A 25,508-nucleotide genomic window follows, 5' to 3' on the forward strand; every position below is an offset into this window, starting at 1 on the left:
CCTGCCATGACTGAACTCCATACCCTGAACCACGACCAGCAAATCGCCCGTCTGCACGATCTGGCGCGCCATGCCCTGCAACACTGGGACGGCGATTTTGCCGACATCGAACTGGTGAAATTCCGTGAAAACGCGGTGTTCTCCGCCTGGCGCCAGGATGGCCAGCGGGTGGCCCTGCGCATTCATCGCAACGGCTATCACTGCGAAGCCGCGCTGCGTTCCGAACTGCAATGGATGGAGGCGCTGGCCGCTGCCGGCATCACCGTGCCGCAGATCATTCGTACGCAAGACCAACGCCACCTGGTCGAAGTCAGCCATCACGAACTGGGCGAGCGGCATGTCGACATGCTTGCCTGGTTACCCGGCGCGACGGCGGGCACCTCCGAGGACGGGGTGCAGGCCGGTACCGAAATCGACTTTCTGTTTAGCGAAGCCGGGGCGATTGCCGCACGTATCCACCTGCATTCGGCGCAGTGGCAACAACCCGACGAGTTCGTCCGGCATGCCTGGGATGAAGACGGCTTGATCGGTGCCAACCCGTTCTGGGGGCGTTTCTGGGAGCTGGAACAGCTCAGCGATGAACAACGTGAACTGCTGCAACAGGCTCGGCGCAGCGCGCGCAGGGACTTGCGTCAATATGGCCGGCACCTTGGCAACTTCGGCATGATCCACGCCGACCTGGTGCCGGAGAACCTGCTGATCGAAGGCCCGCGCCTGCGCCTGATCGATTTCGACGACGCCGGTTTCGGCTGGCACATGTTCGAACTGGCTACCGCCCTGTACTTCTGCATTGACGACCCGCGCTACGAGCAGATCAAGGCGGCGCTGCTTGAGGGTTATCACGCGGTCAAGCCGCTGACTGCGGCGGATCGCCAGGCATTGGCGCTGTTTCTGATGCTGCGCGGCACCACCTACCTGGGCTGGATTCACACCCGCCAGGGCACACAGACCGCAATTGAAATGGCACCGATGCTGATCGAGCGGGCGTGTCTGCTGGCGCGGGAGTATCTGCAGGTCTGATACACCGCCTTCGCTGTAGGAGCGAGGCTTGCCCGCGAAGAGGCCGTCAGATGGATCGTTCCCACGCTCTGCGTGGGAATGCAGCCCGGGACGCTTTGCGTCCCACGATCCAAAGCCGAACGCGGAGCGTCCGAGGAGGCGTTCCCACGCAGAGCGTGGGAACGATCGGCACGTGGGATTCTGGTCGTACACAAACTTTATGTTCACAACAGATCCATTGTGGGAGCGAGCCTGCTCGCGATGAGACCGGCACATCCAACTTCAATGTCGCCTGACACTCCGCCATCGCGAGCAGGCTCGCTCCCACAAGTCAGCAATGCGCCCCGGCATGTTCCAGGCGATGGAACAGGCGGTTGAAGTACACCAGGCTGTCGCGTGGTTCGCGTACGCCGACTTTTTCCAGTTCCACGAACATCACCGAGTGCGAGCCCACTTCCTTGCACTCGCTGATCCGCCCTTCCAGCTGCACCAGCGCGTCGCGCAGCACCGGCACTTCGGCGGCGCCGTCGTCCCACAGATCCCAGGCGAAACGTTCGTCCATCGGCACTTTGGTCATGCCGGCGAAGTGCCGGGCCAGTTCTTCCTGCTCACCGCACAGCACGTTGACGCACAGACGGCCGTTGGTGCGGAACACATCATGGGTAGCGCTGTTGCGGTTCACGCATACCAGCACCGTGGGCGGCGAATCGGTCACCGAGCACACGGCGCTGGCGGTGATGCCGCAACGACCGCCAGGGCCATTGGTGGTGATGATGTTCACCGCCGCTGGCAGCTGCGCCATGGCGTTGCGAAAGTCGATTTGCTGCTGGCTCAGGTCGGCCATGTCGATGCCCCTTCCTTCAGGAGGGCCGCTCTTGCGCAGCCCGTAGGTGATGGAACTAGAGTAAGGTCCTGCGCTGCGCACAACCATTCACACGATCCCCATCACGGGGGTGGCTTTCCGCTAGTCGACTAGGTGGTTTCTTTATCGTCAGGGCAGGTCACAGTGGGTATTCTGCTAACTGGCTCCGAAAAAGATGAGCCGATGTCCGCCGCGCGTGCACGCGAGCGAAAACAATAATTAGAAATTTCGTGGCAATCCCTGATGGAAACCCGCAAACCGATTGTTTACATCGTTGACGACGACAAGGACCTGCGCACTTCACTGGCGTGGCTGCTGGAGTCGGTCAGCGTGCAGGCGCAGTGCTTTGCCGGCGCCGAAGAATTCCTCAGCCAGTACGACCCCAGGCAACCGGCTTGCCTGGTGCTGGATGTGCGCATGCCGGAAACCAGCGGTTTCCAGTTGCAGGAAATCCTCAACCAGCGCGGCAGCACCTTGCCGACCATTTTCGTCTCGGCCCATGGCGACATTCCGATGTCGGTGACGGCGATGAAGAACGGCGCCCTGGACTTCGTCGAGAAGCCCTACAACCCGCAGCAGATGATCGACCGCATCCAGGCCGCGCTCAAGACCGCCGTGCACGCCCAGGCCGACCAGCAGCAGCGCCAGAACCTGCAAGGCAAGCTGGCGCTGTTGACCAGCCGCGAGCGCGAGGTGCTGATGCTGGTGATCGATGGCAAGGCCAGCAAGGTGATTGCGCGGGAGTTGAACATCAGCGTGAAAACCGTCGATGTGCACCGCACCAAGATCAAGGAAAAGATGGGCGTGACCAGCATTGCCATGCTGGTGCGCGAGGTGTTGCATTTGCCGGTGGAGGAGCCGGCAAGGCATTGATCATTCGGGCCTCATCGCGAGCAGGCTCGCTCCCACAATGATTCGCTGCGCACACAAACCCTGTGTTCGCACCGATTTACTGTGGGAGCGAGCCTGCTCGCGATGAGGCCGGCACAATCAACATCAATTGTGGCTATAGCGCTTGCGGTAAGCCCCCGGCGACACGCCAAACCGCGATTTGAATGCCGATGAAAAGTAGCTCGAATCGGAAAAACCCCAGGCGTAGCACAAGGCCGAGAGTTTCTGCTCGACATCCGAGCGGCGCAGGTTTTCCGCGCAGAAGTCCAGCCGCCGGTGCTTGATGTACTGCGCCACCACCAGGCCACGCTTGGAGAACATCCGGTACAGGCCGCGCACCGATACTCCCACCTCACGGGCGATCAGCTCGGGGCACAGTTCTTCGTTGCTCAGGTGTTCGTCGATGAAGGCAATGATCTTGCGAAACTGCCGCTCGTGGGCATCGCCGCCATTGTCGCGGGCGCTGACCCCCGGCAATAGCAGGCTGACCAGCGCATCGAGCACCGCTTCGCTTTCCTGCATGTCCAGCCCTTCCTGCTGGCGGGTCTCCAGGACCAACTTGTTGGCCATCGCCGCCAAGGGGCTGTTGGCTGCAATGCGCGTGGCGCAATTGACCGCCGTGAAGTGTGAACCACGCTCGACCACCTGACGCGGCAGGATCAGCGACAGTTGCCGGGAGTCGTCGTTGTAGGTCATGTCGCTCGGACGGCTGGCATCGATCAGGGCGATGTCGCCACAGCCCAGCAGCGCACGGCTGTCGCCCTGCTCCAGCTGCGAGCTGCCGCGCATCTGGAACACCGCATAGTAATGGCCGTCGCTGCTGATGCTGACGTCCTTGCTGGAGCGATACAGATGCACGTGCGCCATATCGACCACGCTGAGCTTGATCGCGCCGCTGCGAAACTCCGCCAACTCGCCATAGAAATCGGCATCCAGTGCACGGGCATCGAAACGCCCGCAAGCCTGGTTAACCTGGCTCAGCCAACTTTCGAACGCCTCGTTGCGCACTGCCGATGCTGTAGTCATGTCCGCAAAGCCTCACGTGTTTTTGTTGTTATTTTTCGACCGCTTCGTCGAGCGGTTCGCTAAAAATATCTGTTGCAGGTTGACCGTCTCCTCCCTCGACGGCCGCCGGGCGCCCATTCAACAGGCTCCGGCGTCGGCTTTCCAGTGAAGAAAGCGCTTAGATGTCCAATACCAGACGAGCGGAAAGTGCCCGGGAAACACAGGCGCAAATCTGCTTGTTGGAAGCCTTTTCCTTGTTGGACAGGCAGTTGTCACGGTGCTCCGGCACCCCGTCCAGCACTTCGACGATGCAGGTGCCGCAGATGCCTTCGCGACACTCGGTGTCGATGTCGCAGCCATGGGCCTGCAACACATCCACCAGGCTGCTGTCGGCGGGCACCTGCAGCACCACACCGGAACTGGCCAACTCCACTTCGAAGCTGCCGGCCGGGGCGCTGTTGGCCGCAGGATCCGCCGCAAAGTGCTCCAGGTGGATGGCGTCGTCCGCACGGCTGCGCGCGGCCACTTCCACCACCTTGTTCATGAACGGAGCCGGGCCGCAGGTGTAGACGTGGGCATCGCTGCCGGCACGCGCCAGGCACTCGCTCAGCTCCGCGTCCAGGTCGCCTGGCTCGACGCCGTAATGGAACTCCACCTGTCCGGCAAACTCCGTCGCCAGCAGGTCGGCGAACGCGGCGTACTGCGCCGAGCGGGCGAAGTAATGCAGGCGATACGGCTGGCCGCTTTCCACCAACCGATAGGCCATGCTCAGCAGCGGCGTGACACCGATGCCGGCGGCGAACAACAGGTGTTCGGTGGCCGTCGGGTCGAGGCGGAACAGGTTGCGCGGGGCCCCCATTTCCAGCTCCATACCCTCTTGCACCTGCTCATGCAGCGCTTGCGAGCCACCGCGCGATTGCGGCTCTTTCTTGACCGCCACCAGATAGGCGCGGCGATCCTCGGGCGGGCTGCACAGCGAATACTGGCGGGTCACACCGGTCGGCCCCGTGAGGTCGACGTGTGCCCCCGGTTCATAGGCGTCGAGCGGCTGGCCGTCACTGCGCACGAGGCGAAAGGAACGGATATCCAGCGCTTCGTCGACGATCCTTTCGATCTTCACCTTCATCATTGCATCACCTGAATCATCTTGTTTTTCGTTATCACGGCACCCGAGAGCACCCTGTTCTTAACTTGGCGAATGACACACTGTGGGAGCTGGCTTGCCAGCGATGGCGGTCTTGAGTCATGTATCGCCAATGTGGACGCCTTCGCTGGCAAGCCAGCTCCCACAGTGTTTTGTTCAGCCATGAAATCGCTTAACGCATGAACAAGCCGCCGTTGATGTCCAGGCACGCACCGGTTACCGAGGTGGCGTGGTCAGCGATCAGCAGCAGGACGCTGTCGGCGATGAACGCCGGATCACCCAGTTCGCCGGCCGGGATCATTTTCAGAATCTGTTCCAGGCGCTCCGGGGCCACGGTTTCGCGTACCACCGGCAAGTCCAGCGGACCTGGCGAAATGCTGTTGACCGTCACACCGCGCGGCGCCAGTTCACGGGCGAAGACTTTGGTCAGCGTCGCCACACCACCCTTGGCCGCGGCGTAGTGCGCACCGGTGGCGGTGCCGCCGTTTTGCCCGGCCAGGGAGGCAATGTTGACGATGCGACCGAAGCCCCGCTCGGCAAAGTGCGCGCCGAATACCTGGCAGGCCACGAAGGTGCCGCGCAGGTTGATCGCCATCGACTCGTCGAATTCCTCAGGCGTGATGTCCATCAACGCCGCGACTTTCGACACACCGGCGTTGTTCACCAGAATATCGGTGCCACCCCAGCGCTCGCCGAGCAGGTCGCGGGCACGCTGAAAATCGGCCTTGCTGCGCACATCCAGCTCGATGGCCACGGCACTCTCGCCACTCCCGTCGAGTTCCTGTGCCAGACGCTGCACACCTTCGATCTGCACGTCGGCCAGGCCGACGCGATAACCCGCCGCGTGCAGACGGCGGGCGATGCACTCGCCCAGTCCGCGCGAGGCGCCCGTTACCAGGGCTACTCGACTCATGATGTTGCCCTCACAGAAGGAAGCCCAATGCGCTCAGGCTGTCGGTGGAGTTGATCAGGCGCACGACCTTGCGTTCCAGGCTCGGCACGCCGTCGGTGAAACGAATGCGGTGGTTCAGGTCAGCCACGAACGGGGTGTGCACGCCACGCTTGTAGGCGTACAGGATTTGCGCCGAGTTGACTTCAACGATGTCGCCGGCCGCTTCCACCAGGCGAAAGCGCGAGACGGTGCGAATGGTTTTCGCCGCGTCCACCGCCGACGGCGAGTAGCCGGCGGTCAGGCGTTCGATGCGCAGGTCACGCATGCGCGCATCGTCGTAGGCGTAGTTGAGGGTCGCCTCGAAATCTTCGGTGTCCGGGTCGATCGGCACGATGTACTTGCCGCTTTCGCTCCACAGGGTCGCCCACTCGGCGTAGTTCTTGTGGTCGAGCAGTTCGGCTTCGCGCCAGATGAATTCGATGGCCTGGGCCAAGGGGCCGGCAAAACCGTTCAGGGTGTCTTGATTGCTCATTGGCTCATCATCCTTTTCCACATGTCGTAGGCACCGCGCATACCGCCTTCGTCGGTGGCGTGGGAGACCTTGTCGCCGTTTTCAGCGGTGATTTCGCGATTGAGGCCGCGGTTGACCAGGATTGGCGCATCGACGCCGGCATACGAGCCGCGCTGCACGCGGTCCCAGGCCTCGGCATCGTCAGGGCTGCCGAAACCGAACGGGCCCTGGAAGTGTTCGTGAATACGCATGCGCTCGCGGTTGGCGATTTCCGGGCCACCGTCCATGCCGAGGGCGACGTGGCGGATTTCCGTTTCGGTCACCGACACCGGGCGCAGCACGCGGAAGAACGACATCGACATCGCGATGTTGGGGAACAGGTTCAGGTTGAACCCAGCGCCGTGCAGCGAGCGCACGATGCGACGCACTTGCTCGGGCGGCATGGTTTTCGACAGTTCTTCAGTGACGTGGGCGAAGCGCTCCTGCAACTGCTCGGTGCCGTCGTCGTGATCCAGGTCGACGTGCTCCGGCACCATCACCATCACGCTGTGGCCGTTGCCCAACGAGTGGGTCACGGCTTGTTCGTCGGTCATGAACGAGAGCATTTCCGAGGTTTCTTCATCCACCGACGACATGAACGACTTGTGCACGATCGGGAAGTGATAGCCGTCGGTGGTGTTTTCCAGCTGGATCTTCCAGTTGCCCTTGAAGCTGAACTTGTGTTCGCCCTGGGTCTTGATCGGGTAACCGGCGCCCTGCTTCATGAACAGGTCCATCCAGTGCTTGGCACCGCCGAGGAAGTCTTCCAGCGGTTCGATCTCGTCGTTGTAGCTGGCGAAGATCATGCCGGCGTAGCTCTCGACCCGCAGGCTGGTCAGCGGCAGCTCGGACTTTTCCAGAATGCCTTCGTAACCATCCGGGTACGGCAGTGCACGCAGCTTGCCGTCCAGGCCATAGGACCAGCTGTGGTACGGGCAGGTGAAACCGGTGGCGTTGCCCTTGTGCTTCTCGCACACGGTGGCGCCACGGTGCCGGCAACGGTTTTCCAGCACGTTGATGTTGTTCTTCTTGTCGCGCACGACGATGACCGGGCGACGGCCGATGGTGGCGGTCTTGAAGTCGCCGCTGTTGCGCACTTCGCTTTCGTGGGCGACCCACACCCAGGTGCGGTAGAAAATCTTTTCCAGCTCGGCTTCGAACAGTGCCGGGTCGTTGTACAGCGAGACATCGACGCGGTCGTGCTGGACCAGGTCCTGCGGGCTTTTCGACGTCGCGATCAGCCGGTATTCATGAGTGCTCATGCGGTTCTCCTCATGGCTTCTTTTTATGATTTGGTTTTCGACGCCGGGCGCTCACTGGCCATGCGTTGCTGCAACTGCGCACCAAAGGCGCAGACCAGCTCGTCCTGACCTTTTGCACCGACGATTTGCAGGCCGACTTTCAGCCCGCCGCAGTCAAGCTCCACCGGTACGGTCAGTGCCGGGTGGCCGCTCAAGTTGAATGGCCGCACCAGTGGGGTCATACCCGCCACGGCCTTGCTGCCGGCACGTGCCTCGCTCAGGGTCGGCGGCAGGCTCGGCAAGGTCGGCAGCAGCAATACGGAAAAGTCTTGCAGCGCGGCGTCCACCTGTTGGGTGAAACGGGTGCGCACGGCTTCGGCCTCTGCGAGTTCTTCACGTGTCGTACGGCTGGCCGCCAACAGACGGGTTTCCACGTCGACGCCGAGCAGGCCTTTACCGGTGAGGTGGCCGAAGGCGGCCCAGTTCTCGAAATTGATCACGGTCAAACCGGCAGCGAACGCCGCTTCGAATTCGCTCAGGTGCAGGCTGCTGCGATGCCATCCGGCACGGTCGGCGGCAGCCCCCAGGCTGGCTTGCAGATGCGGTTCGCACGCCACTTCGAGAAAGCCGACCCTGGCGCCATCACCCGGCAGGTCCTGCACGGCAAAGCCCGGGCAAATCACCTGCATGGCGGCGATCAGGTCGTCCATGGTGCGGGCGAATGGCCCGACGCAATCGAGGCTCGACTCCAGCGGATGGGCGCCGACCCGGCTGACACGACCATAGGTTGGCTTGAGCCCGGCAATCCCGCAGCACGCCGCCGGTACGCGCACCGAGCCACCGGTGTCGGTGCCGATGGCGATGTCCGCCAGCCCCGCCGCGACGGCGGATGCCGAGCCGCTGGAAGAGCCACCGGGCACGCGGTCCGGTGCCTGGGGATTGACCGGCGTGCCGGTCCAGTCATTGATGCCGGTGACACCGAAGGCCAGTTCGTGCAGGTTGGTCTTGCCGACGATCTGCCAGCCGGCTTCAAGAATTGCGTCCACGACTTCGGCGTTTTTCGCCGCCGCCGGGGCGTCCGCGAAAGCGCGGCTGCCGGAACGGGTCGGATAGCCGGCGATGTCGATGGAATCCTTGATGGCAACGCGTTTGCCGTCGCCGCCGAGGAGAAATTCGCTGATGAAGGTGCTCATGCGTTCAGCTCCTGGTTAAACAGGCGTTGGGTGCGGAAATGTGCGATCAACCAGGTGCCATCGACGCAGCGAAAATCGATGTTCAGCCGGGTGCCGAACAACTCGCTGCGGCCATCGGCATAGGTCGAGATCTGCTGCATGATCCACTGGCCCTGCGCGACATGGCCGTCGACCAGGATCGACTCGCTGGTGAGGTAATGCAGGTTCAGTTGAAAGTGGTCGGACGGCGGCAAGTAGCTGCCGACGAAGGCCGCCACGGCGTCACGCCCACGATGCTGGCCGAAGGTTTGCGCGGTCTGGCGGCCGACGCCTTCCCAGATCGCGTCTTCGCAGAACAGCGCGGCCAGTTCGCTGACCTGGGTGACGGCCCTGGGCACATCGCACAGGTCCATGTAGCGCGCCATCAGGCGACGCACCGCGCTTTCCCCTTCGAGCGTCGCCAGACGCTGCAGCAAGGCCTCGTTCATGGCTTACACCCGGGCCGCTTCTGGGATGGTCAACGGGCGGCCGATGCGCGCTTCAACCTTGGCGTAGCGCCACAGGCTGTACTCGTTCACCGGGGTGGTACGAAACAGGTTGCAGGCGTCGATCACCGTCTGGTGGCAGTCGACGTCGGCCATGATGTAGACGGTCCAGGGCGACGTCGTGGACGGGCCGACCATCAGACGGTCGTCGTCCATGGCGCCGAGCACGGTGATACCGGGCATGGCGCCCAGATCGCCCATCATCTGGCTGAAGCCTTTCCACACGCTCAGGCCTTCGCCGGTGGGCAGGTCGAAAAAGTTCTGGGTGATGCCGATGCAGAAGACGACGCGCAGCGGTTCCTGGGTAGCTTTGGACATGGTGCAAATCCTTGAAGAAGTAATGAGATTCAGATGTAGCCGGGGAATGGCGGTACGCCGAGGAACACCGAGCCCGCGCCGTCGTACAGCCCTTCGCTGAGGAAGGCGTGCTGGGTCACCACCATTGAATCGCGCAGGTAGCGTTGCAGCGGATGACGCAGGTAAATGGCGGTGGTCCCGGCCAGGCCGTAGGCGCTTTGCACCACGGCGGCGCCGGCCTGGGACACGTGGATCGCCGACAGGCGCAGCTGGCTGGTCTGCTCGGGCGTAACCGGGTTGCCGGCCAGGATCGAGTTCCACACCTGTTCGGTGGTGTTGTAGAAGAACGCCCGTGCGGCGCTGAGTTTGGCTTCGGCCTTGGCGATCTCGATGCGTACGTAAGCGCGATCGGCCATCTTCGGCGCGCCGGTGATGCCTCCGCCGCCGGCCATGCGGCTGACTTCGTCGAGCGCAGCGCGGGCAAGGCCCAGGTTGACCACCGCCAGCACTTGCGCGGCATAGGCAATCGACGGGTAGCGGAACAGCGGCTCATCGATGGTGGCGGCACCGCCGCGGATGAAGGTCCAGCGTTCGTCGACGCGCTTGTCGCTCACGCGCAAGTCATGGCTGCCGGTGCCTTTGAGGCCGACCACATCCCAGTTTTCGACGATTTCCACCTGATCCGGACGGAATACCGCCGTGCGCGGCTTGCCACCGGCGGCGCCGATACCGACACCCAGCAGATCAGCGCCTTTGCAGCCGCTGGCGAATTTCCAGGTGCCGTTGACTTGCCAGCCACCTTCAACCGCTTCGGCCGGTTGCAGCGGGAACAGGCCACCGGCAAACACCAGGTCAGGGCTGTCAGCATAGATTTCAGCCAGGGTTTCTGGCGGCAAGGCAGCAAGATAGACGCCAGCGCTGCCGAAGCTGGCGACCCAGCCGGCCGAGCCGTCGGCTTCGGAAATGCGTTCGATCATGCGCAGAAAAAGAGCAGGAGCCAGCGCGTCGCCGCCGTAGCACTTGGGCGTGGCGGCACGGTAGATACCCACCTGCTTGAAGCGCTCGATCATGTCCCGTGGCACATGGGAGCCGCTGTCGAATTCGTTGCGACGCTGGCGTACTTCTTCCAGTACCTGCGCAAAGAGCGGGCTATCGACGACATTTTCGTCGAGGCCGATCGATGCGTCTTGTTGCGCGACCGCTGAACGCAGCATGGGCTTTCTCCGTTTTTACTTGTTGTGAGTCGGGCAACGACGATTCCCTGTGTAGGAGCGAGCATGCTCGCGATGAACGACAGAGCACCGCTGGGTGTCAGGCTGCCAGCGTTATCGTTGACGACCATCGCGAGCGTGCTCGCTCCTACAGGTACAGGGAATCGGGTGGATGCCCTTGCATTGCGGTCCAGTGTAAAAACCGCATCCGGGCACCACTATTGGTGCGTGCAGCCCCTCGCCTAAAGAAAACCCCTAGGGCCACCCCGATAACCTCTGAGCGCATCCCCGCGCGCGCGCCTGTATAAAGCGCCATACTGGCGGCTCGACCGCTCACAACCCCCTGCCGTCAAGGGCTGCGCGATGTATTTGCCGAAACCGAACGACTTTTATGCGCTGATCGAAGCGATGCCGCTGTGCATCATTCTTCACGATGCCCACAGCAAGGAGATTCTCTGGGCCAATGCCGCGGCGTTGGCGGCACTGGGGTTTACCCTGGAGGAACTGACGCCGCTCAAGGCCCCGGACATGACCCGCGATGCCCCCAAGTACCGGCGCTCGGTGGGCCTGCGCTGGCTGGAGGGAGCCGCCCGCACCGGTCAGCGCGCCATCGAATGGTGCTATCGCTCCAAACAAGGGGTGGAAATCTTGTCGGAAGCCGTCGCGACCCTGGTGCACCTGGAGGGGCGCGATGTGTTGATGGTGCAGTTCCGCGACATTTCCAAAGAGGACAAGGTCAAGCGCGACCTCAAGCGCTTCGAAAGCCGGCTCAAGGCATTCATGCAGGATTTGGCCGAAGGCGTGGCAGTGCTTGGCCCGCAGGGCGATATCCGCTTTATCAGTGACTCTGCGGCGCACTTGCTCAGCAGTGACGTGCACAAGCTGATGGGCACGAACTTTCTTGATGGATGCGACGACACTTCACGCCAGCGCCTGTTGCAGCAGTTGGCCAATGACACGGCGGAACACGCGCCGTTCAATGTCCACTACAAGGTGCGGCGGCATGACGGCCAATGGCGCTGGCACGATGCGACCTGCCGCTTTATCGAGATTGAAGATGATCTGGTTGGCCACCTGTTGCTGTTCCGCGATGTCACCGAGCAGGTGCAGGCCGAAGAAGCACGGCGGCTCAGCGAGCAGAAACTCGAATACCTGGCGCGCTACAACGCCATGGGTGAAATGGCCGTGGCCATTGCCCATGAACTGAGCCAGCCGCTGGCAGCCACGCGCAACTTCATCGAGGGCACGCTGATTCGCCTGGGCAATGCGGCCAGCACCGATGAGGGTGTCGTCTGGGGATTGCAGAGCGCTGTGCGGCAAATCGAGCACGCATCGGTGATCATCAAGAGCGTGCGCGATTACGTGGTCAAGCTGGAGCAGAGCGAGGAGCTGATCGACCTCAATGAACTGCTGCGCGAAACCCGCTACTTCATCAGCCTGCGGGCCGAACCCAGCAGGGTGCGTGTGGAAGTAATGACCTCGCCCGAGCCGTTGCGGGTGAGCTGCGAGAAAGTGCTGATCGGCCAGGTGATCCTCAACCTGGCCTTCAACGCCATCGAAGAAATGGCCGACCTGCCCCTCGAACGCCGCGTGCTGCGCATCCATGCCAGCGCCGACAACGGTGTGGCGAAGGTCAGCATCGAAGACCGTGGACGGGGTATTCAGGCCCAGGCGCAAGAGAAATTGTTCGACGGTTTTTTCTCGTCCAAGGTCAGCGGCAACGGCATTGGCCTGGCGCTGTGCAAAAACATCATCGGCCGCCATCGGGGCGATATCTGGGCGCAAAACCTGGAGCCCTGCGGCGCGGTGTTCAGTTTTTCCCTTCCCTTGGCCATATCCGATTCCTTGTAGGCGAAGGCGTTTTCATGGCCACCGCAAGACGCAAGGGCGCCTTCTCTTTGTAGGAGCCAGGCTTGCCGGCGAACCCGTTTTCATGGCCGCCGCATGACGTGAGGCCGCCTTCGCCGGCAAGCCTGGCTCCTACAGGCGATGGTGTTTTCGATGGCGCCGCATGACGCGAGGCCGCCTTCGCCGGCAAGCCTGGCTCCTACAGGCGATGGCGTTTTCGATGGCGCCGCATAACGCGAGGCCGCTTTCGCCGGCAAGCCTGGCTCCTACAGGCGCAAGCGTTTTCGATGGCGTCGCATGACGTGGGGCGCCTTCGCCGGCAAGCCTGGCTCCTACAGGCGATGGCGTTTTCGATGGCGCCGCAGGACGCATGAACGCCATCGCGAGCAGGCTCGCTCCCACAATGGTCCTGCGTCGTACATGGAGGTTTGTGGCCGCCACAAATCCGTAGGAGCCAGGCTTGCCGGCGAAGGCGTTTTCATGGCCGCCGCATGACGTGAGGCCGCCTTCGCGGGCAAGTCGGGTCGCCGCATCGCTCGCTCCTGCTGGCACAGATACACAAACAGTTGGCAGGCAGGGCAATTCCCCGAATTGGCGGGCGAGGCACTATTCAATCGTCAGAATCTGCCCATTCACCCGCGATCCGCGTTACCAACAATTCAGGAAGTTCCCCTTATGCGAACAAACAGGATCTCCGTACAGTCAGCGCTTGGCCTGAGCCTGCTTGTACTCGGTTTGAACAGTGCCCGTGCGGACCTGCCCGCCGATACCATCGGCCAGACCACCCTGGCATTCCCGGCTGAACCGCACCGTGCCTTCGTCGTCGATGTCGAGTTCGACAGCTTCGTCGCCGGCCGTGTCACCGTGGTCGATCCCGACCAGAAGCGTGTGCTGGGCATGGTGCCGACCGGTTTTGCCGCACCTTCGGCCCTGAGCCATGACGGCAAGACGATCTACAGCGCCGACATCTGGTACTCACGCGGCACTCGCGGTACCCGTACCGACGTGTTGACCGCCTGGGACAGCTCGACCCTGTCGCCGGCCTGGGAAGTGCTGATCCCGAACAAGCGCGCCGAATCGCTGACCCAGCGTTATGGCCTCAAGACCAGCGGCGATGACCGTTTCGTCTATGTCTACAACTTCACCCCGTCCACCTCGGTGACCGTGGTCGACACGCAGACCAAGGCCGTGGCCACGGAAATCGCGATCCCGGGCTGCGTGCTCAACTACCCGATCGGCAAGCGCCGTTTCGCCTCGCTGTGCGGCGATGGCAGCCTGCAAGTGGTGACGATCAACGACCAGGGCCAGGAAACCGCGCGCAGCCGCACGCCGTTCTTCGATCCGAACGCGGAAAAACTGGTGGAGCGTGCGGTTAACGTCGGCGATACCTACTACTTCACTACCACCACCGGCACCATTCGCGCCGTGGACTTCTCCGGCGATGCGCCGAAAATCCTGCCGAGCTGGTCGCTGACCACCGACGAAGAGAAGAAAGCCGGCTGGGCACCGGGCGGCTGGCAGCTGATGGCGGTCGCGCCGAAGCTCAACCGCTTGTACGTGCTGATGCATGACGCCCACGAACCGATGAAGTGGGAAGACCCAAGCCCCCTGATCTGGGCCTTCGATCTGAAGACCGGCAAAAAAATCGCCACCCTGGAGGCCCCGGCTCCGATCTGGAGCATGCAAGCCACCGGCGACGACAAGCCGTTGTTGCTGGGCGCTGACGTCGAGGGCGGCCTGCAGATCTTCGACCTCAAGACCAACCAACACACCGGTGCCATGGCAAAAGTCGCAAAAACCGCGACTCAGGTCATGAGTTACTAAGAGGTTCGGCCATGCAATCAGATCCGATCTTCATCATTGCCAGCGCCATCGCCATTGCGGTGCTGCTGGCCAGTGCCGCGACCCACAAGGTGCGCGCGCCGGGTCGCTTCGCCCGGCAACTGGCGGACTATCAGTTGCTGCCCGAAGCGCTGGTACGACCGACCGCCCGGCTGGTGCCGCTGCTGGAACTGGCCATCGCGTTCGCGTTGCTGGTGCCGGTCACCCGCGGCTGGGCAGCGCTGAGCGCGGCCAGCCTGTTGGCGCTGTACGCCGCCGCCATGGGCATCAACCTGTGGCGCGGTCGTCGCGACATCGATTGCGGCTGTGCCGGCCCGGACCAGGCGCAACCGCTGCGGCCGGTGCTGCTGCTGCGCAACAGCGTGCTGGTGGCGCTGGCGCTGCTGGCCAGCGTGGCGCCGGTGGTGCGTGACATGACTGTGTTCGATGGCTTCGTGACGCTGGCTTGCGCCACAGTCGCGCTGCTCATCTACGCCGCGGCCGATGGCCTGATGGCGAACTCCCCTCTTCTGCTCAAATTGATTGGTAGGTAATCAAAATGGAAGGCTTGATAGTTTCCAACGTTCTGCTCTGGGTGCTGCTGGTCGCAGTGGCCTTTGTCGTCATGGGCCTGGTCCGTCAGATCGGTGTCCTGCATGGCCGCCTGGCTCCTGCCGGTGCATTGATGGTCGACAAGGGCGTGGCCGTCAACGAAGCCGCACCGCAAGTCACCGCCACCGACCGCAAGGGTCGCCCGGTGAACTTCGGCTATGCCGGTGAAAAATCGCAACTGCTGTTCTTCCTCTCGCCGACTTGCCCGATCTGCAAATCGCTGCTGCCGGCGATCAAGTCGATTGCCAAGGAACAGGCCGATCGCCTGGACGTGGTGTTCATCAGCGACGGCGACATGGACGCCCAGCAAGCACTGATCCGCGAGCACAAGCTCGAAGACGCCACCTACGTGGTCGGCCCGGAAGTGGGCATGACCTACCAGATCGGCAAGCTGCCTTACGCCGCCCTGATCGACAAGGCCGGCACCCTGCGCGCCAAGGGCCTGGTCAACTCCCGCGAGCACCTGGACAGCCTGTTCGAGGTCGAGCACTTGAAGCACGCCACGCTGCAGCAGTACCTCAATGCTCAACCCCACGAGCACAACCATGACCACAGCCACGGCCATAGCCACTGATAAGGCAGGGAGACTTTCATGAAACTGCTGGATCTGTTGTTCGAACGCTCGACGCGCCGTGTTGCCGACACCACCTCGCGCCGCAAACTGTTGTCACGCATGGGCTCGCTGATGGTGGCCGGTGCCGCCCTGCCCCTGCTGCTGCCGCTGGACCGTACCAGCAAGGCGCTGGCCGCGACCGACCCGAAGGCCGGCGACCCTGGTGATCCGAACAGCTGCGACTACTGGCGCTACTGCTCCATCGACGGTTTTCTGTGCAGCTGCTGCGGTGGCTCCGTGACGTCTTGCCCACCGGGCACCGAGGCGTCCCAGGTCACCTGGATCGGCACCTGCCGCAACCCGGCGGACGGCAAGGACTACATCATTTCGTACAACGACTGCTGCGGTAAGCAAAGCTGCGCCCAGTGCGCCTGTACCCGAAACGACAGTGAAGAGCCGGCGTACCGCCCGTTCAACAACAACGATGTGAACTGGTGCCTGGCCGCCAAATCGCACATCTACCACTGCACCGTTTCGATCATTCGCGGCGTGGCGGTTTAACACGCATCGACCGTCGATTGCCTGGCAATCGACGGTCCTGCTTTTCGTAGGAGCCAGGCTTGCCGGCGAACCAGTCGGCGCGTTGTGTCAGGTACGCCGCCTTCGCCGACAAGTCGGGTCGCCGCACCGCCGGTTCCTACACAGGAGATCTGCTCGTCATGCGTAACGTTTTAATCCTCAGCCTGGCATGCCTTCTCATTACCCCACAGGTATACGCACGGGCCATTCCCAATCCGGCGCAGCGTCATGCTCCGGGCAACGAAGAACTGCAAACACCCATTGCCCAGGCCAATTACAGCGTAGGTGTGAACTACCAGCTGCAATGCGCTGGCTGCCATCTGGGTGATGGCTCGGGTTCCGCCGCCAATGACACACCACGGATGAAAGGCTTTGTCGGTAACTTCCTGAAGGTTCCCGGCGGGCGCGAATTCCTGGTCCGTGTGCCTGGCATGTCGCAATCGGCGCTCAACAATGCGCAACTGGCCGATCTGCTCAACTGGTTGATGCGTGAAGACGGCATGGCGGGCAAGAGCATGCCGGCCGACTACCAGCCTTACACCGCCGAGGAAGTCACCGCCCTGCGCGCCAAGACCATGCTCAACCTGCCCGGCACCCGCGCCGACCTGATCAAGCAGATGCGCGCGCAAGGTATCGCCATTGAAGACGGGATGAATTACTGACAAAGGATTAATCCATTGGCAAATACACAAACGGGGGCGATTGCCCCCGTTTGCGTTCTCACTCAAAGGCACCGACCAATGGCACGCCGCCGGTCCCTTTTCCACCGGTCTCCTTCAACGAAAAACGATGGCGGACCGTTGATTCCTCTCGATTCCCAAGCCGATTGCGCCTCGCAACAAGCCTTGAGGAAAACTTCGCCGATTCCGTGAATGATTTCATAGTGCTGCTACAGTAAGGGCACGTGCTGCCACATTCTGCCCGAGGTTTGCACATTTGGAGGCAGGTGGCTGGCCGCGAGCGGGGGTCGCTCATTGGGGCGTCAGTGCCTGCGTGTTCGAGCGCAGGCAGTTTTGAACTGGGTCGCGTCATCATCAGGCGCGAGGGGGCAGTGAGTGAGGTCTGAATATGATATTTGAACCCAATACCAGCCGTTCCGTACTTCAGCGAAGAAGCAGCACCAGCATCGTTATTCAAGCCGGCCTCGACGGGATCGCAGTGACCGGTGTCGCGTGGTACTTGATCAACTATTACATCGGTTACATCTCGCAGGCCTACGTCATTCTCGTCCTGTTGCTGCTTGGGGCATTGGCCGTCGTCTACGACCACTATGCGATTTACCGCAGCAACGTCGGATTTGCCAGAAAAGCCCTGAAGCTGCTCAAAGCCTGGACCGCGGTCTTCTGTTTTCTCGTGGCCATGGCCTTTCTGACCAAACAAAGCGAACAGTACTCACGCCTGTTGGTGGGTCAGTTGTATGTCATCGGTTATTTCGCGCAGTTGCTGTTGCACCTGGCGACACGCGAAGTACAGAAGAAATTCCTCGCCCACCCGGCTCAAAGGGAGAACGCCCTGATTATCGGGACGGGCGACCTGGCCAACTTCCTTCACCAGAAAATCAGCAACAACCCTTGGCTGGGTGAGCGGGTGGTGGGCGCCGTATTGATCGGCGCGGACGAAGATCACGGCAAGGATGGCTCGAAAAGGACACAGCGCCTGACGATTCTGGGCCATATCTCCGACCTGGATGAGCTGGTCACGCAACACGCCATTCGTACCGTGTACTTCGTGACCCCGCTTGATAGTTCGCAGATTATCAAGGACGTTTATCTGAAGTTGTTCGATAAACACATCGCCGTTAACTGGGTGCCCGACATTTTTTCGCTGCGCCTGATCAACCACAGCGTTCGCGAAATTGCCGGGATTCCGGTGCTGACCCTGTCTGAAACGCCGCTGGTGGGGATGCGCTTGTTACTGAAGAACCTTGAAGACCGAGTGCTGGCCTTCCTGATCCTGCTGATGGCAGCTCCCGTGCTGCTGCTGGTTGCCATTGCCATCAAGCTCGACAGTCCGGGGCCTGTGTTCTTTCGTCAGGAACGCATGGGATGGAGTGGTGATTCGTTCCGTATCTGGAAGTTCAGGAGCATGGTCGTCCATCAGCCGGAAGATGGCGTCGTCCAACAGGCGCAAAAGAATGATCCGCGTAAAACGAAAGTGGGCGCCTTCATTCGCAAAACCAGCCTGGACGAGCTCCCGCAACTGTTCAACGTGTTGAAGGGAGAGATGTCTCTGGTGGGACCTCGCCCGCATGCCATTGCACACGATGCACAGTACTCCCCCGATATCGCTGATTACTTTGCGCGCCACAACATCAAGCCGGGCATTACCGGGCTGGCCCAGGTGCGCGGTTTTCGGGGTGAAACAAGGGATATCGAGCAGATGATTCGCCGTGTCGATTCGGACATCGAGTACATCAACAACTGGTCGCTCTGGCTCGACTTCACCATTCTGGCGCGTACGGTGCTCGCCTTCTCCGGCAAGCATGCTTACTAGAGTAATGCTGTCCAGATAAGGAAATTGTAGGAGCGAGCATGCTCGCGATGGATTCAAGAGCGCCGCGTTTAACCGGTAAACACGCGTTTTCGTTGACGACCATCGCGGGCAAGCCTCGCTCCTACAGAATCCTTGACTGGTCAGCCTGCGGGAAACAGGTCCAGGGTGCGCTCGACTTCATCACCGTCAACCCTGAAGCCGTCGCCGTCCGGCGTTCCCACCACGAACCCGAAGTTCTGGTGATCGCGATCCGTCAGGTATTTGAAGAAACACAGAAACCGATTGGGCGGCTGCAGCACCAGCAGTGAACCGCCCGGCGCAAGTACATTGACGCCGTGTATCAGATGGCTGCCCTCGATCCCCACGACGACACTGGCGCCGGCACAGGCGGCGACGATGGTTGCAACATCGGAGTTCGCCGGGTCGACAATGCGAAAACCCCGGCGGTCACGCAAGCGCTCGGCCAGTTCCATTTCATTGCGCAGCAAGCGCAATTCACCCTTGTTGCCGCGCAGGATGAACACGCCGGGATGGGCACTGGCATTCACGTGCGACAGCAATTTTTCGCCCATGGCCCGAAAGCGCAAGTGCTTGTGCCGGTTTTGACTCAGGTCGTCGAATATCACCAGTTCGCGGAAAAATGCATTGCGCAAACGCACCGGTGTCATGCCCAGCCAGTCCTCGTAACCGGGGGCATGCAGAATACCGTGCCGTGCAGCGCTGACCAGTTTGTCGGACGTGGCCGTGGTCACCGGCACACCCTCCTCGCAGGCCAATGGATAGGTAATGCAATCATCCATCAGCCAGGAGCCGAACCACTTGTTTCCGCCCGCCGTGCAGTACAGCGCACCGCGATCGATTTCGTGTTCTACGCGAACCCTGGGAAACAAACCCGTGCGGGGCGACAACCATGACTTGGCATCGCCCTTGTAAAGCGCCCCGTCGATCAGCCAGGCATCCTTGAGCAGGTAGCCTCGTGTCGGACCGTGTTCGGTACGCCCGACGCCTTCCATCGTGCGCCGGGGATGCTCGAAGGGATAAAACAGGTCCCCTGCCCAACCGGTCACCCGTTCCAGTTGATTGGGAAGGTAAAAGGCAGGCGGGGCAATCGACACATCTCCCGGCGCAATGTCCCACGACTTCTGCGCCACGCTCTGAAGCGTCGAGGGCGCCTTTCGCGCCAGCCGCTCCATGAACATGTGCCTGTACGCAGCCAGGCTCCACTTCGTCGCGCCGGCAATGGCTAATGTATCGATATCCGACATAGGAATTCCCACTCTACTGTGGTGATACGGAAACTGCCCATCGGCTGGATCAGGTCGATATGACGCACTCCAGGACGGGGGGAAACTTCAAGTGACTGTATCGACTGCGCAAGGTGTCGATGACCTGCTCTTGCGGTTGGCGGGTGCAGTGCAGATAGATGCGGCTCAACCCGCCAAAACCCATTTCGCGGTATCGGCTGGCGATCTGCTCCTCGTCGGGGCCATCGGGCAGTCCCAGATGGAGTGTCAGTCCTTTGCCTTCCACGGCGAAGAGAGGCGTTTCCCAAAGAAATTGCGCGGCCCCCGATTTTGGCAGCCGAACAAACATGTAACCGTAGTTGCCCAGCGTATCGACATCGCCTCCACGCCTTCTTTTCCACTCGAGCAATCCGTCATCCGGACGCGCCAGGCAAGTGCCGATGTCGTAATAGTCAAATCCGTTTTCAAGCGCCCATTCAAGCGCCATGAACGTGGTGATCGAATTCACTTCCCGCAGTTTCCTGGCGTCGGAATACACCGTTTCCGGATAGCCGAAACGGATCGTGCTCCAGTAGCGCTTTCCGCCCCGGGTAATGACGCAGCCCAAGTGACAGGCGACGACCTCATCCTCCAGCAGGACCAGATCCAGCCGTCCGGCATTTTTTGCCACCCGCCTGACTTCATGAGTTTCGATCTGGGACGCGGCCGAGCCATGCCTTGCCTGGGCGTAGGGCTGCAGCATCTGCAGGTCGGCGTTTTCGATTTCGTCATCGTTCAACGCCTGTTTCATGCGATAGCGCAGGCGGTTCTTGCGCAGATTGCGGCGCAGTTCGGTGTTGTATTTCGCGGTAATCTCGTCGATGGACCTGCTCAGCGGCACGACGGCACTCAGGTATTGCGGCACACACAATGCACCCGGCGTCGGCATTTCACTGATAAACACCGTCCGGTTGGACTCGCCTGCCGGCCACCCTTTGTCGTCCCCTGTCGAACTCCCTCCCATGAGCACCTTGACGAATGCGCGTTGGGCTTTCCTGCCGACATAGAGGACATTGAAGGAACTGTCTTCGCGCAACTTGAACCGGGCAATTTCCCAACGCCAGAAACAGGCGCGGCTCAATATATCCCGCGCCCAGGAAACAGCCTTTCTCAACTCGAACCGCAAAGAAGGAGATATTAACTTGCGTATGTATTCTTTCATTTGCTCGCTGGCACAGGTCGGAGAACGTTGATGTTTGTCTGCGAGGAACAATACAAAGACTGGAAACCCGCAACCCCAGGATTGCCCGACATTGCCCGACAATATTGCGACAGCAATCGTTATGAAGCCCCCTTCGCGAGCCGGCAACCCGGTCGCCAATACCCCCTCTGGAGTTAAGATGCTGCCCCCCGGTTTTGCAAGGCAGCCACACAGGCGCTAAGTCATCGCCCCTCTTTCCCTGCAAATCAATGTGCGCAACAGGAACAGGGGATTGCCCACCACATAGCGCATGAACAGCCGTCTGGGTTCACTCAACAATCTGAACACCCACTCGCAACCGAGGCGACGCACCCACTGTGGAGCGCGACTGACCTTGCCGCCGAGAAAATCCAGAATCGCCCCGCCACAGACGATCAGGCAAGGCACGCCGCTGGCCGCCAGCCTGGCGGCGACGGCTTCCTGCTTGGGCATGCCCATACCCAATACAACCAGCTCCGGCTGTGTCTCCCGGGCCAGCGCGACATAGGTATCGATCGGGGAAAAACCAGGGTGACTGGAAACGACATTGACACGATAGTGCGCCTGGCAATGGCGCACGGCGTTGGCCAGAAACGGCTCCTGGGTCCCCCAGAAAGCCACGCGTCGCCCCTTGAAAGCGGCCAGCAATTTGGGAATGAAATCCGTGCCGTTCATATTGAGCCCCGGCGCAAGGCCAAGCCGGCGCAGCAGGATCGCCATGCCTGAACCGTCACGCAGCAACACGTCGGCACTGGACAGGGAATCGTAGTAATCGGCGTTGCCGGCCACCAGGTTCATGGCATGGGCATTGACGAACCCCAGTACGCAGGCCCCTTCACCGCCGGACAAGGCATCGATCAGTCCTTGTTCATCATGGGCATCGCCGACCACCCGTAGCTTGCCGATGATCGTTTTCCAGTTGTGCTGCCAGGCCAAGGTCCGCATCAGCTGTCATCTCGCTTTGAACGCACCCATTCAACCTGGCGCTTGAGCAGAAAGCCTATGTACAGAGGGATTTTTTTCACTGCGTAGAATGGCGCATACAACAGGGCTGAAAAGGCAATGATTTCGCGGCCGAACCGACTCCATGCCAGCCCGATGGCCACGCCCAGCATGGCCATCGCCGCAGTGGCGATCAATGCCGGCGCGCCCACGCCACTGAGCCAGAAGAACAGCCAGGACAGCCCCGATACCGCCATCAGCACCAGGGTCAACAAGGCCAGGGGAGGCACCAGCAAGTCCAGGGTCATGGCCAGCAGGTTCCAGTTGCCCTTGCTGATCGACTCTTTGAGCAACTTCGGCGCATCCCCCAGAATGACGCCCAGATGACCGTGTTCCCAGCGCGTGCGCTGAGTGGCCAGGCCTTCTTCGCTGCGCGGAAAATAACTGGTCACCAGCGCATCGGGGCAAAACAGCGGTGGCTTGCCGCTTCGGCAGAAGTCCAGGCCCATCTTCAGGTCTTCGACAATGTGGCCGCTGGCCAGATCGATCAAATGCAAGTCCCGCCAGGCGAACGCCATCCCCGTTCCCATCAGCTGGCAGGGCAATCCGAGCCGGGCCCAGCCTCGCGCCCGAACCAGGTTCTTCACGCACCAGGCAAATTCGGCAATCTGCACTTTCAATCCGGCGCCTGCCGGAGCACGCATCAGATCCAGTGACTGGGCAGGTCGCCCCGATGCGATGCAGCAAGTGGCCAGACGCTCGATGAAACCTTCGTTCACCTGGCAATCGGCATCGACGATAAGGACGACATCAGGCGCATCAGCGGCCAGGTGACGCACTCCGAAGTCCAGCGCATAACCCTTGCCACGCAATTGGTCATTGCTGCGCTCCACGGCTTCGGCGCCCGCCGAGCGGGCCAGTGCGGCGGTGTCGTCGGTGCAGTTATCCGCCACCACAAGCAAGCGGTCGCCCTCGAGCAACTGCGGCCGCAGGCTATTGAGGGTCGCGAGGATGACCGAGGATTCGTTATGCGCCGGCACCAGCACCGCCACCCTCGGCCGCGAGACGTATGTCGATGGACGCGAACGCACAGGCAGGCAGGCCAGCAGCACCTGGACAAACAGCACCAGCACCGGCACCGCAATGAGCAGCAGCGATGCGCTGAACAGCCAACCCAATAGAGTGATCATGCTTGAGCCCTGAACAGGTTGGCCAGCTTGCCCGCTTCGGTGTCGATATCGTGTCGTTCCAGCACGCGCTGATAAGCCGCCTCGCCCATGCGCTGCAATACCTCCACAGGTTGCGCAAGACAGTCGGCCAGCGCCAGCGCCAGTTCGTCCACCGCGCCTGCGGGAAACAGCCAGCCATTCTCATCCTGACGCACCAGCTCGGGAATGCCGGCCACATAGGTCGTCAGCACCGGCCTGCGCAAAGCCATGGCTTCCATGATGACCACCGGCAAACCTTCGGCGAAGCTGGGCAACACCAGGGCCCGAGCAGCCAGAATTTCCGTGCGCACCTGCTCGCTGCTGATCCAGCCGGTGATTCTTACCTGTGCCTGCAAACCATACCGCGCGATCAGCGCTTCGATTTGCCCGCGCATTTCCCCATCGCCCGCCAGAACGAGTTCAAACGCCACCCCCTGCGCTGCCAGGATGCGGGCGGCTTCAAGCAGCAACAGTTGGCCCTTCTGCTCACACAGACGCCCCACGCAAACCAGTCGCGGTACCGAAGGCACGGCCACGGCCGGCACATTGTGAAACCCTTGTTCCAGGCCACAATGCACCACTTTGACCCGCGGCCAATGCACATGGTCTACCCAGCGAAACAGTTGGCTGCGCCCATAGGCGCTGATGGCCGCGACGAACGCCGAGCGCCGGACTTTTTCACCCAGATGAATGAACTGCGGCTTATCGAACTCTTCCGGGCCGTGCACGGTAAAACTGTACGCCGGCCCGCCCAGGGCGTTGGCGAGCATCACCACTTCGGCCGAGTTGGTGCCGAAATGTGCGTGCACATGCCTGGCGCCGGACGCTTGCAGCCAGCCGAGCAGGCGGCACGCCTCGAACAGATAGATCACATGGTACGGCCAGGATCGGTCGGCACGCCGGCCCATGCGCAATGCCAGCCAGAGCGCCGAAAAAAAACGCCGAGGCCTGGCGCGCAGCACTTCGAACACAGGCGTCAGCAAGCCCTTGACGCCGTCCTTGAGTACATAGGAGGTTTTATTGCGTTCGGACTCATCTTCGGCATCCACCAATTCGGCGTCCCAGCCGCGCAACGCGATGCGTTGTACCTCGAAGCCCTGGCGTTCCAGCGCCAGAATCTCGCGACGAATGAAACTGTGGCTGACCTTGGGGTATTGATTGATGAAATAAGCGATACGCATGGTCACCCGGCTTGGTCGTCGATTCGGTGGATTGTCACTGCAGCCAATTGCACAGTAGTTCAGGCGCCGGGAACGTCAATTCACGGCATAGCAGTCCTTCAATACGCGATCTATTTTTGAAAAGGTGTTGTCCAGCAGGTCATAACGCCTGCGGTACATGGCGCGTTTCTTTGAGGGAATGGAGTCAAGCGGCTTTCTGGATGAGGTCAGGGGAAGTTCGAAAAAATCATCGCGCGGCGATGAAGTCGCGCCATGCTCCAGCCAGATCACATCATAGTCCGCCGCCAGCTCCTGAGCTTTGTGGGCCCCGAAATAAGGATGACGGTGGTGACGGTAGCCATCCCCTACGGCGTATATTTTTTCGACACCCATCCTGATGGCGATGTACTTGATGACTTCGATCAGAAAGCTTCGCGGCCGCAGACCTTCAAAGTCTTTTGTCAGGTCTCTGTAGATACCCAGGGACTTTTCGCTCTCCACGCCCTTATGTATGCCCTGGACCGCGCCGATGAAAATGCACAGTTCATCCTGGGTACAACACAAGGTGAAGGCGATGGAGGCAATACGCAAATCGCCCTGAAACAGGTTAAGTACCAGTTCTCCCTCGCGCATGAACCAGGAAGGACGATCCAGCACCAGGGAGCACCCCGCGGACAACTCCGACAGATCACTCAACACCAGACTGTCATTGCGCCCGTAGAGCAATAACGTTGGATAGTTCCGGGTGACCACTTCGTAATGTGAGGCCAATACGCCCAACTTGTCCCGGGAACTCCAGACCCTGCTGATGTAAGGCCAATGAACGACCCCCAGGCAGTCCCCGCCCAGTTTCTCCAACCCCGCCTCGCCCAGGGCATTGGACATACGCGACAGGAACAACTTCAGCTCAGCCCTGTTCCTGACAATCAGAATCAGCATTGCAAGCTTGTTTTTCAATGCCCGAAGGGAATACCCCGCATGTAGGGAAAACATGCTTTTCAATGCTGACCAGTAGTTCAT

25 protein-coding genes are annotated in these 25,508 nt (G+C 61.2%); 9 read left to right on the top strand and 16 right to left on the bottom strand.

Going from position 1 to position 25,508, the window contains the following annotated elements; genetic code table 11:
• Positions 1-6 precede the first annotated feature (6 nt).
• Complete coding sequence (locus ACQKP2_RS00490; protein WP_427573488.1) at positions 7-1,020, top strand: phosphotransferase enzyme family protein; 1,014 nt, start codon at positions 7-9, stop codon at positions 1,018-1,020.
• Between the two features lie 310 nt (positions 1,021-1,330).
• Here ACQKP2_RS00490 and hpaC read toward each other — a convergent pair whose 3' ends face one another.
• Complete coding sequence (gene hpaC / locus ACQKP2_RS00495; protein WP_427573491.1) at positions 1,331-1,843, bottom strand: 4-hydroxyphenylacetate 3-monooxygenase, reductase component; 513 nt, start codon at positions 1,841-1,843, stop codon at positions 1,331-1,333.
• A 261-nt stretch (positions 1,844-2,104) separates the two neighbouring features.
• On the opposite strand from hpaC, the gene ACQKP2_RS00500 reads away from it, so the two are divergent.
• Positions 2,105-2,734 (top strand): response regulator transcription factor, encoded by a 630-nt coding sequence (locus ACQKP2_RS00500; protein ID WP_427573494.1) that lies wholly within the window; start codon positions 2,105-2,107, stop codon positions 2,732-2,734.
• A 123-nt stretch (positions 2,735-2,857) separates the two neighbouring features.
• Here ACQKP2_RS00500 and feaR read toward each other — a convergent pair whose 3' ends face one another.
• From feaR to ACQKP2_RS00545, 9 genes are all read right to left on the bottom strand, one after another.
• Positions 2,858-3,778 carry a transcriptional regulator FeaR gene (gene feaR, locus ACQKP2_RS00505; RefSeq protein ID WP_427573496.1) on the bottom strand — a complete coding sequence of 307 codons (921 nt, stop codon included), beginning with the start codon at positions 3,776-3,778 and terminating at the stop codon, positions 2,858-2,860.
• Between the two features lie 157 nt (positions 3,779-3,935).
• The gene (locus tag ACQKP2_RS00510; protein ID WP_427573499.1) at positions 3,936-4,886 is read right to left on the bottom strand and encodes a PDR/VanB family oxidoreductase; all 951 of its coding nucleotides are present in this window, start codon (positions 4,884-4,886) and stop codon (positions 3,936-3,938) included.
• Positions 4,887-5,073: 187 nt separating this feature from the next.
• The gene (locus ACQKP2_RS00515; protein WP_427573502.1) at positions 5,074-5,814 is read right to left on the bottom strand and encodes an SDR family NAD(P)-dependent oxidoreductase; all 741 of its coding nucleotides are present in this window, start codon (positions 5,812-5,814) and stop codon (positions 5,074-5,076) included.
• Positions 5,815-5,824: 10 nt separating this feature from the next.
• Positions 5,825-6,325 (bottom strand): aromatic-ring-hydroxylating dioxygenase subunit beta, encoded by a 501-nt coding sequence (locus tag ACQKP2_RS00520; protein WP_427573504.1) that lies wholly within the window; start codon positions 6,323-6,325, stop codon positions 5,825-5,827.
• Positions 6,322-7,605 (bottom strand): aromatic ring-hydroxylating oxygenase subunit alpha, encoded by a 1,284-nt coding sequence (locus ACQKP2_RS00525; RefSeq protein ID WP_427573506.1) that lies wholly within the window; start codon positions 7,603-7,605, stop codon positions 6,322-6,324. The genes ACQKP2_RS00520 and ACQKP2_RS00525 overlap by 4 nt, the downstream gene beginning before the upstream one ends.
• Before the next feature lie 23 nt (positions 7,606-7,628).
• Complete coding sequence (locus ACQKP2_RS00530) at positions 7,629-8,777, bottom strand: amidase (protein ID WP_427573509.1); 1,149 nt, start codon at positions 8,775-8,777, stop codon at positions 7,629-7,631.
• Positions 8,774-9,244 (bottom strand): nuclear transport factor 2 family protein, encoded by a 471-nt coding sequence (locus tag ACQKP2_RS00535; RefSeq protein ID WP_427573512.1) that lies wholly within the window; start codon positions 9,242-9,244, stop codon positions 8,774-8,776. The genes ACQKP2_RS00530 and ACQKP2_RS00535 overlap by 4 nt, the downstream gene beginning before the upstream one ends.
• 3 nt (positions 9,245-9,247) lie before the next feature.
• Complete coding sequence (locus tag ACQKP2_RS00540) at positions 9,248-9,619, bottom strand: hypothetical protein (RefSeq protein ID WP_427573514.1); 372 nt, start codon at positions 9,617-9,619, stop codon at positions 9,248-9,250.
• A 29-nt stretch (positions 9,620-9,648) separates the two neighbouring features.
• The gene (locus tag ACQKP2_RS00545; protein ID WP_427573517.1) at positions 9,649-10,812 is read right to left on the bottom strand and encodes an acyl-CoA dehydrogenase family protein; all 1,164 of its coding nucleotides are present in this window, start codon (positions 10,810-10,812) and stop codon (positions 9,649-9,651) included.
• 360 nt (positions 10,813-11,172) lie between these two features.
• Between ACQKP2_RS00545 and ACQKP2_RS00550 the strand changes: the two genes are divergently transcribed.
• From ACQKP2_RS00550 to ACQKP2_RS00580, 7 genes are all read left to right on the top strand, one after another.
• Entirely contained in the window at positions 11,173-12,660 is a 1,488-nt protein-coding gene (locus ACQKP2_RS00550; RefSeq protein WP_427573520.1) for a sensor histidine kinase, read from the top strand.
• 672 nt (positions 12,661-13,332) lie between these two features.
• The gene (locus ACQKP2_RS00555) at positions 13,333-14,481 is read left to right on the top strand and encodes an amine dehydrogenase large subunit (RefSeq protein ID WP_427573523.1); all 1,149 of its coding nucleotides are present in this window, start codon (positions 13,333-13,335) and stop codon (positions 14,479-14,481) included.
• Between the two features lie 11 nt (positions 14,482-14,492).
• Complete coding sequence (locus ACQKP2_RS00560) at positions 14,493-15,032, top strand: MauE/DoxX family redox-associated membrane protein (protein ID WP_427573525.1); 540 nt, start codon at positions 14,493-14,495, stop codon at positions 15,030-15,032.
• A 5-nt stretch (positions 15,033-15,037) separates the two neighbouring features.
• Complete coding sequence (mauD, locus tag ACQKP2_RS00565) at positions 15,038-15,664, top strand: methylamine dehydrogenase accessory protein MauD (protein WP_427573527.1); 627 nt, start codon at positions 15,038-15,040, stop codon at positions 15,662-15,664.
• Positions 15,665-15,682: 18 nt separating this feature from the next.
• Positions 15,683-16,204 carry a methylamine dehydrogenase light chain gene (locus tag ACQKP2_RS00570; protein WP_027620621.1) on the top strand — a complete coding sequence of 174 codons (522 nt, stop codon included), beginning with the start codon at positions 15,683-15,685 and terminating at the stop codon, positions 16,202-16,204.
• A 158-nt stretch (positions 16,205-16,362) separates the two neighbouring features.
• Positions 16,363-16,884 carry a cytochrome C gene (locus ACQKP2_RS00575; protein ID WP_427573530.1) on the top strand — a complete coding sequence of 174 codons (522 nt, stop codon included), beginning with the start codon at positions 16,363-16,365 and terminating at the stop codon, positions 16,882-16,884.
• Between the two features lie 406 nt (positions 16,885-17,290).
• Positions 17,291-18,715 carry an undecaprenyl-phosphate glucose phosphotransferase gene (locus ACQKP2_RS00580; RefSeq protein ID WP_427573533.1) on the top strand — a complete coding sequence of 475 codons (1,425 nt, stop codon included), beginning with the start codon at positions 17,291-17,293 and terminating at the stop codon, positions 18,713-18,715.
• A gap of 140 nt (positions 18,716-18,855) precedes the next feature.
• Here ACQKP2_RS00580 and ACQKP2_RS00585 read toward each other — a convergent pair whose 3' ends face one another.
• The 6 genes from ACQKP2_RS00585 to ACQKP2_RS00610 form a co-directional block, all read right to left on the bottom strand.
• On the bottom strand, positions 18,856-19,980 hold the full coding sequence (locus tag ACQKP2_RS00585; RefSeq protein ID WP_427573536.1) for a glycosyltransferase 61 family protein: 1,125 nt from the start codon (positions 19,978-19,980) through the stop codon (positions 18,856-18,858).
• A gap of 49 nt (positions 19,981-20,029) precedes the next feature.
• Positions 20,030-21,160, bottom strand: coding sequence for a hypothetical protein (locus tag ACQKP2_RS00590; RefSeq protein WP_427573646.1), 1,131 nt, complete (start codon positions 21,158-21,160; stop codon positions 20,030-20,032).
• A 216-nt stretch (positions 21,161-21,376) separates the two neighbouring features.
• Complete coding sequence (locus ACQKP2_RS00595) at positions 21,377-22,123, bottom strand: WecB/TagA/CpsF family glycosyltransferase (RefSeq protein WP_427573539.1); 747 nt, start codon at positions 22,121-22,123, stop codon at positions 21,377-21,379.
• Complete coding sequence (locus ACQKP2_RS00600) at positions 22,123-23,310, bottom strand: glycosyltransferase family 2 protein (protein WP_427573541.1); 1,188 nt, start codon at positions 23,308-23,310, stop codon at positions 22,123-22,125. The genes ACQKP2_RS00595 and ACQKP2_RS00600 overlap by 1 nt, the downstream gene beginning before the upstream one ends.
• Entirely contained in the window at positions 23,307-24,509 is a 1,203-nt protein-coding gene (locus ACQKP2_RS00605; protein ID WP_427573543.1) for a glycosyltransferase, read from the bottom strand. The genes ACQKP2_RS00600 and ACQKP2_RS00605 overlap by 4 nt, the downstream gene beginning before the upstream one ends.
• Before the next feature lie 75 nt (positions 24,510-24,584).
• The gene (locus ACQKP2_RS00610; protein ID WP_427573544.1) at positions 24,585-25,508 is read right to left on the bottom strand and encodes a DUF535 family protein; all 924 of its coding nucleotides are present in this window, start codon (positions 25,506-25,508) and stop codon (positions 24,585-24,587) included.

It is taken from the genome of Pseudomonas sp. NPDC089569 (assembly GCF_050280625.1).
GTDB lineage: Bacteria > Pseudomonadota > Gammaproteobacteria > Pseudomonadales > Pseudomonadaceae > Aquipseudomonas.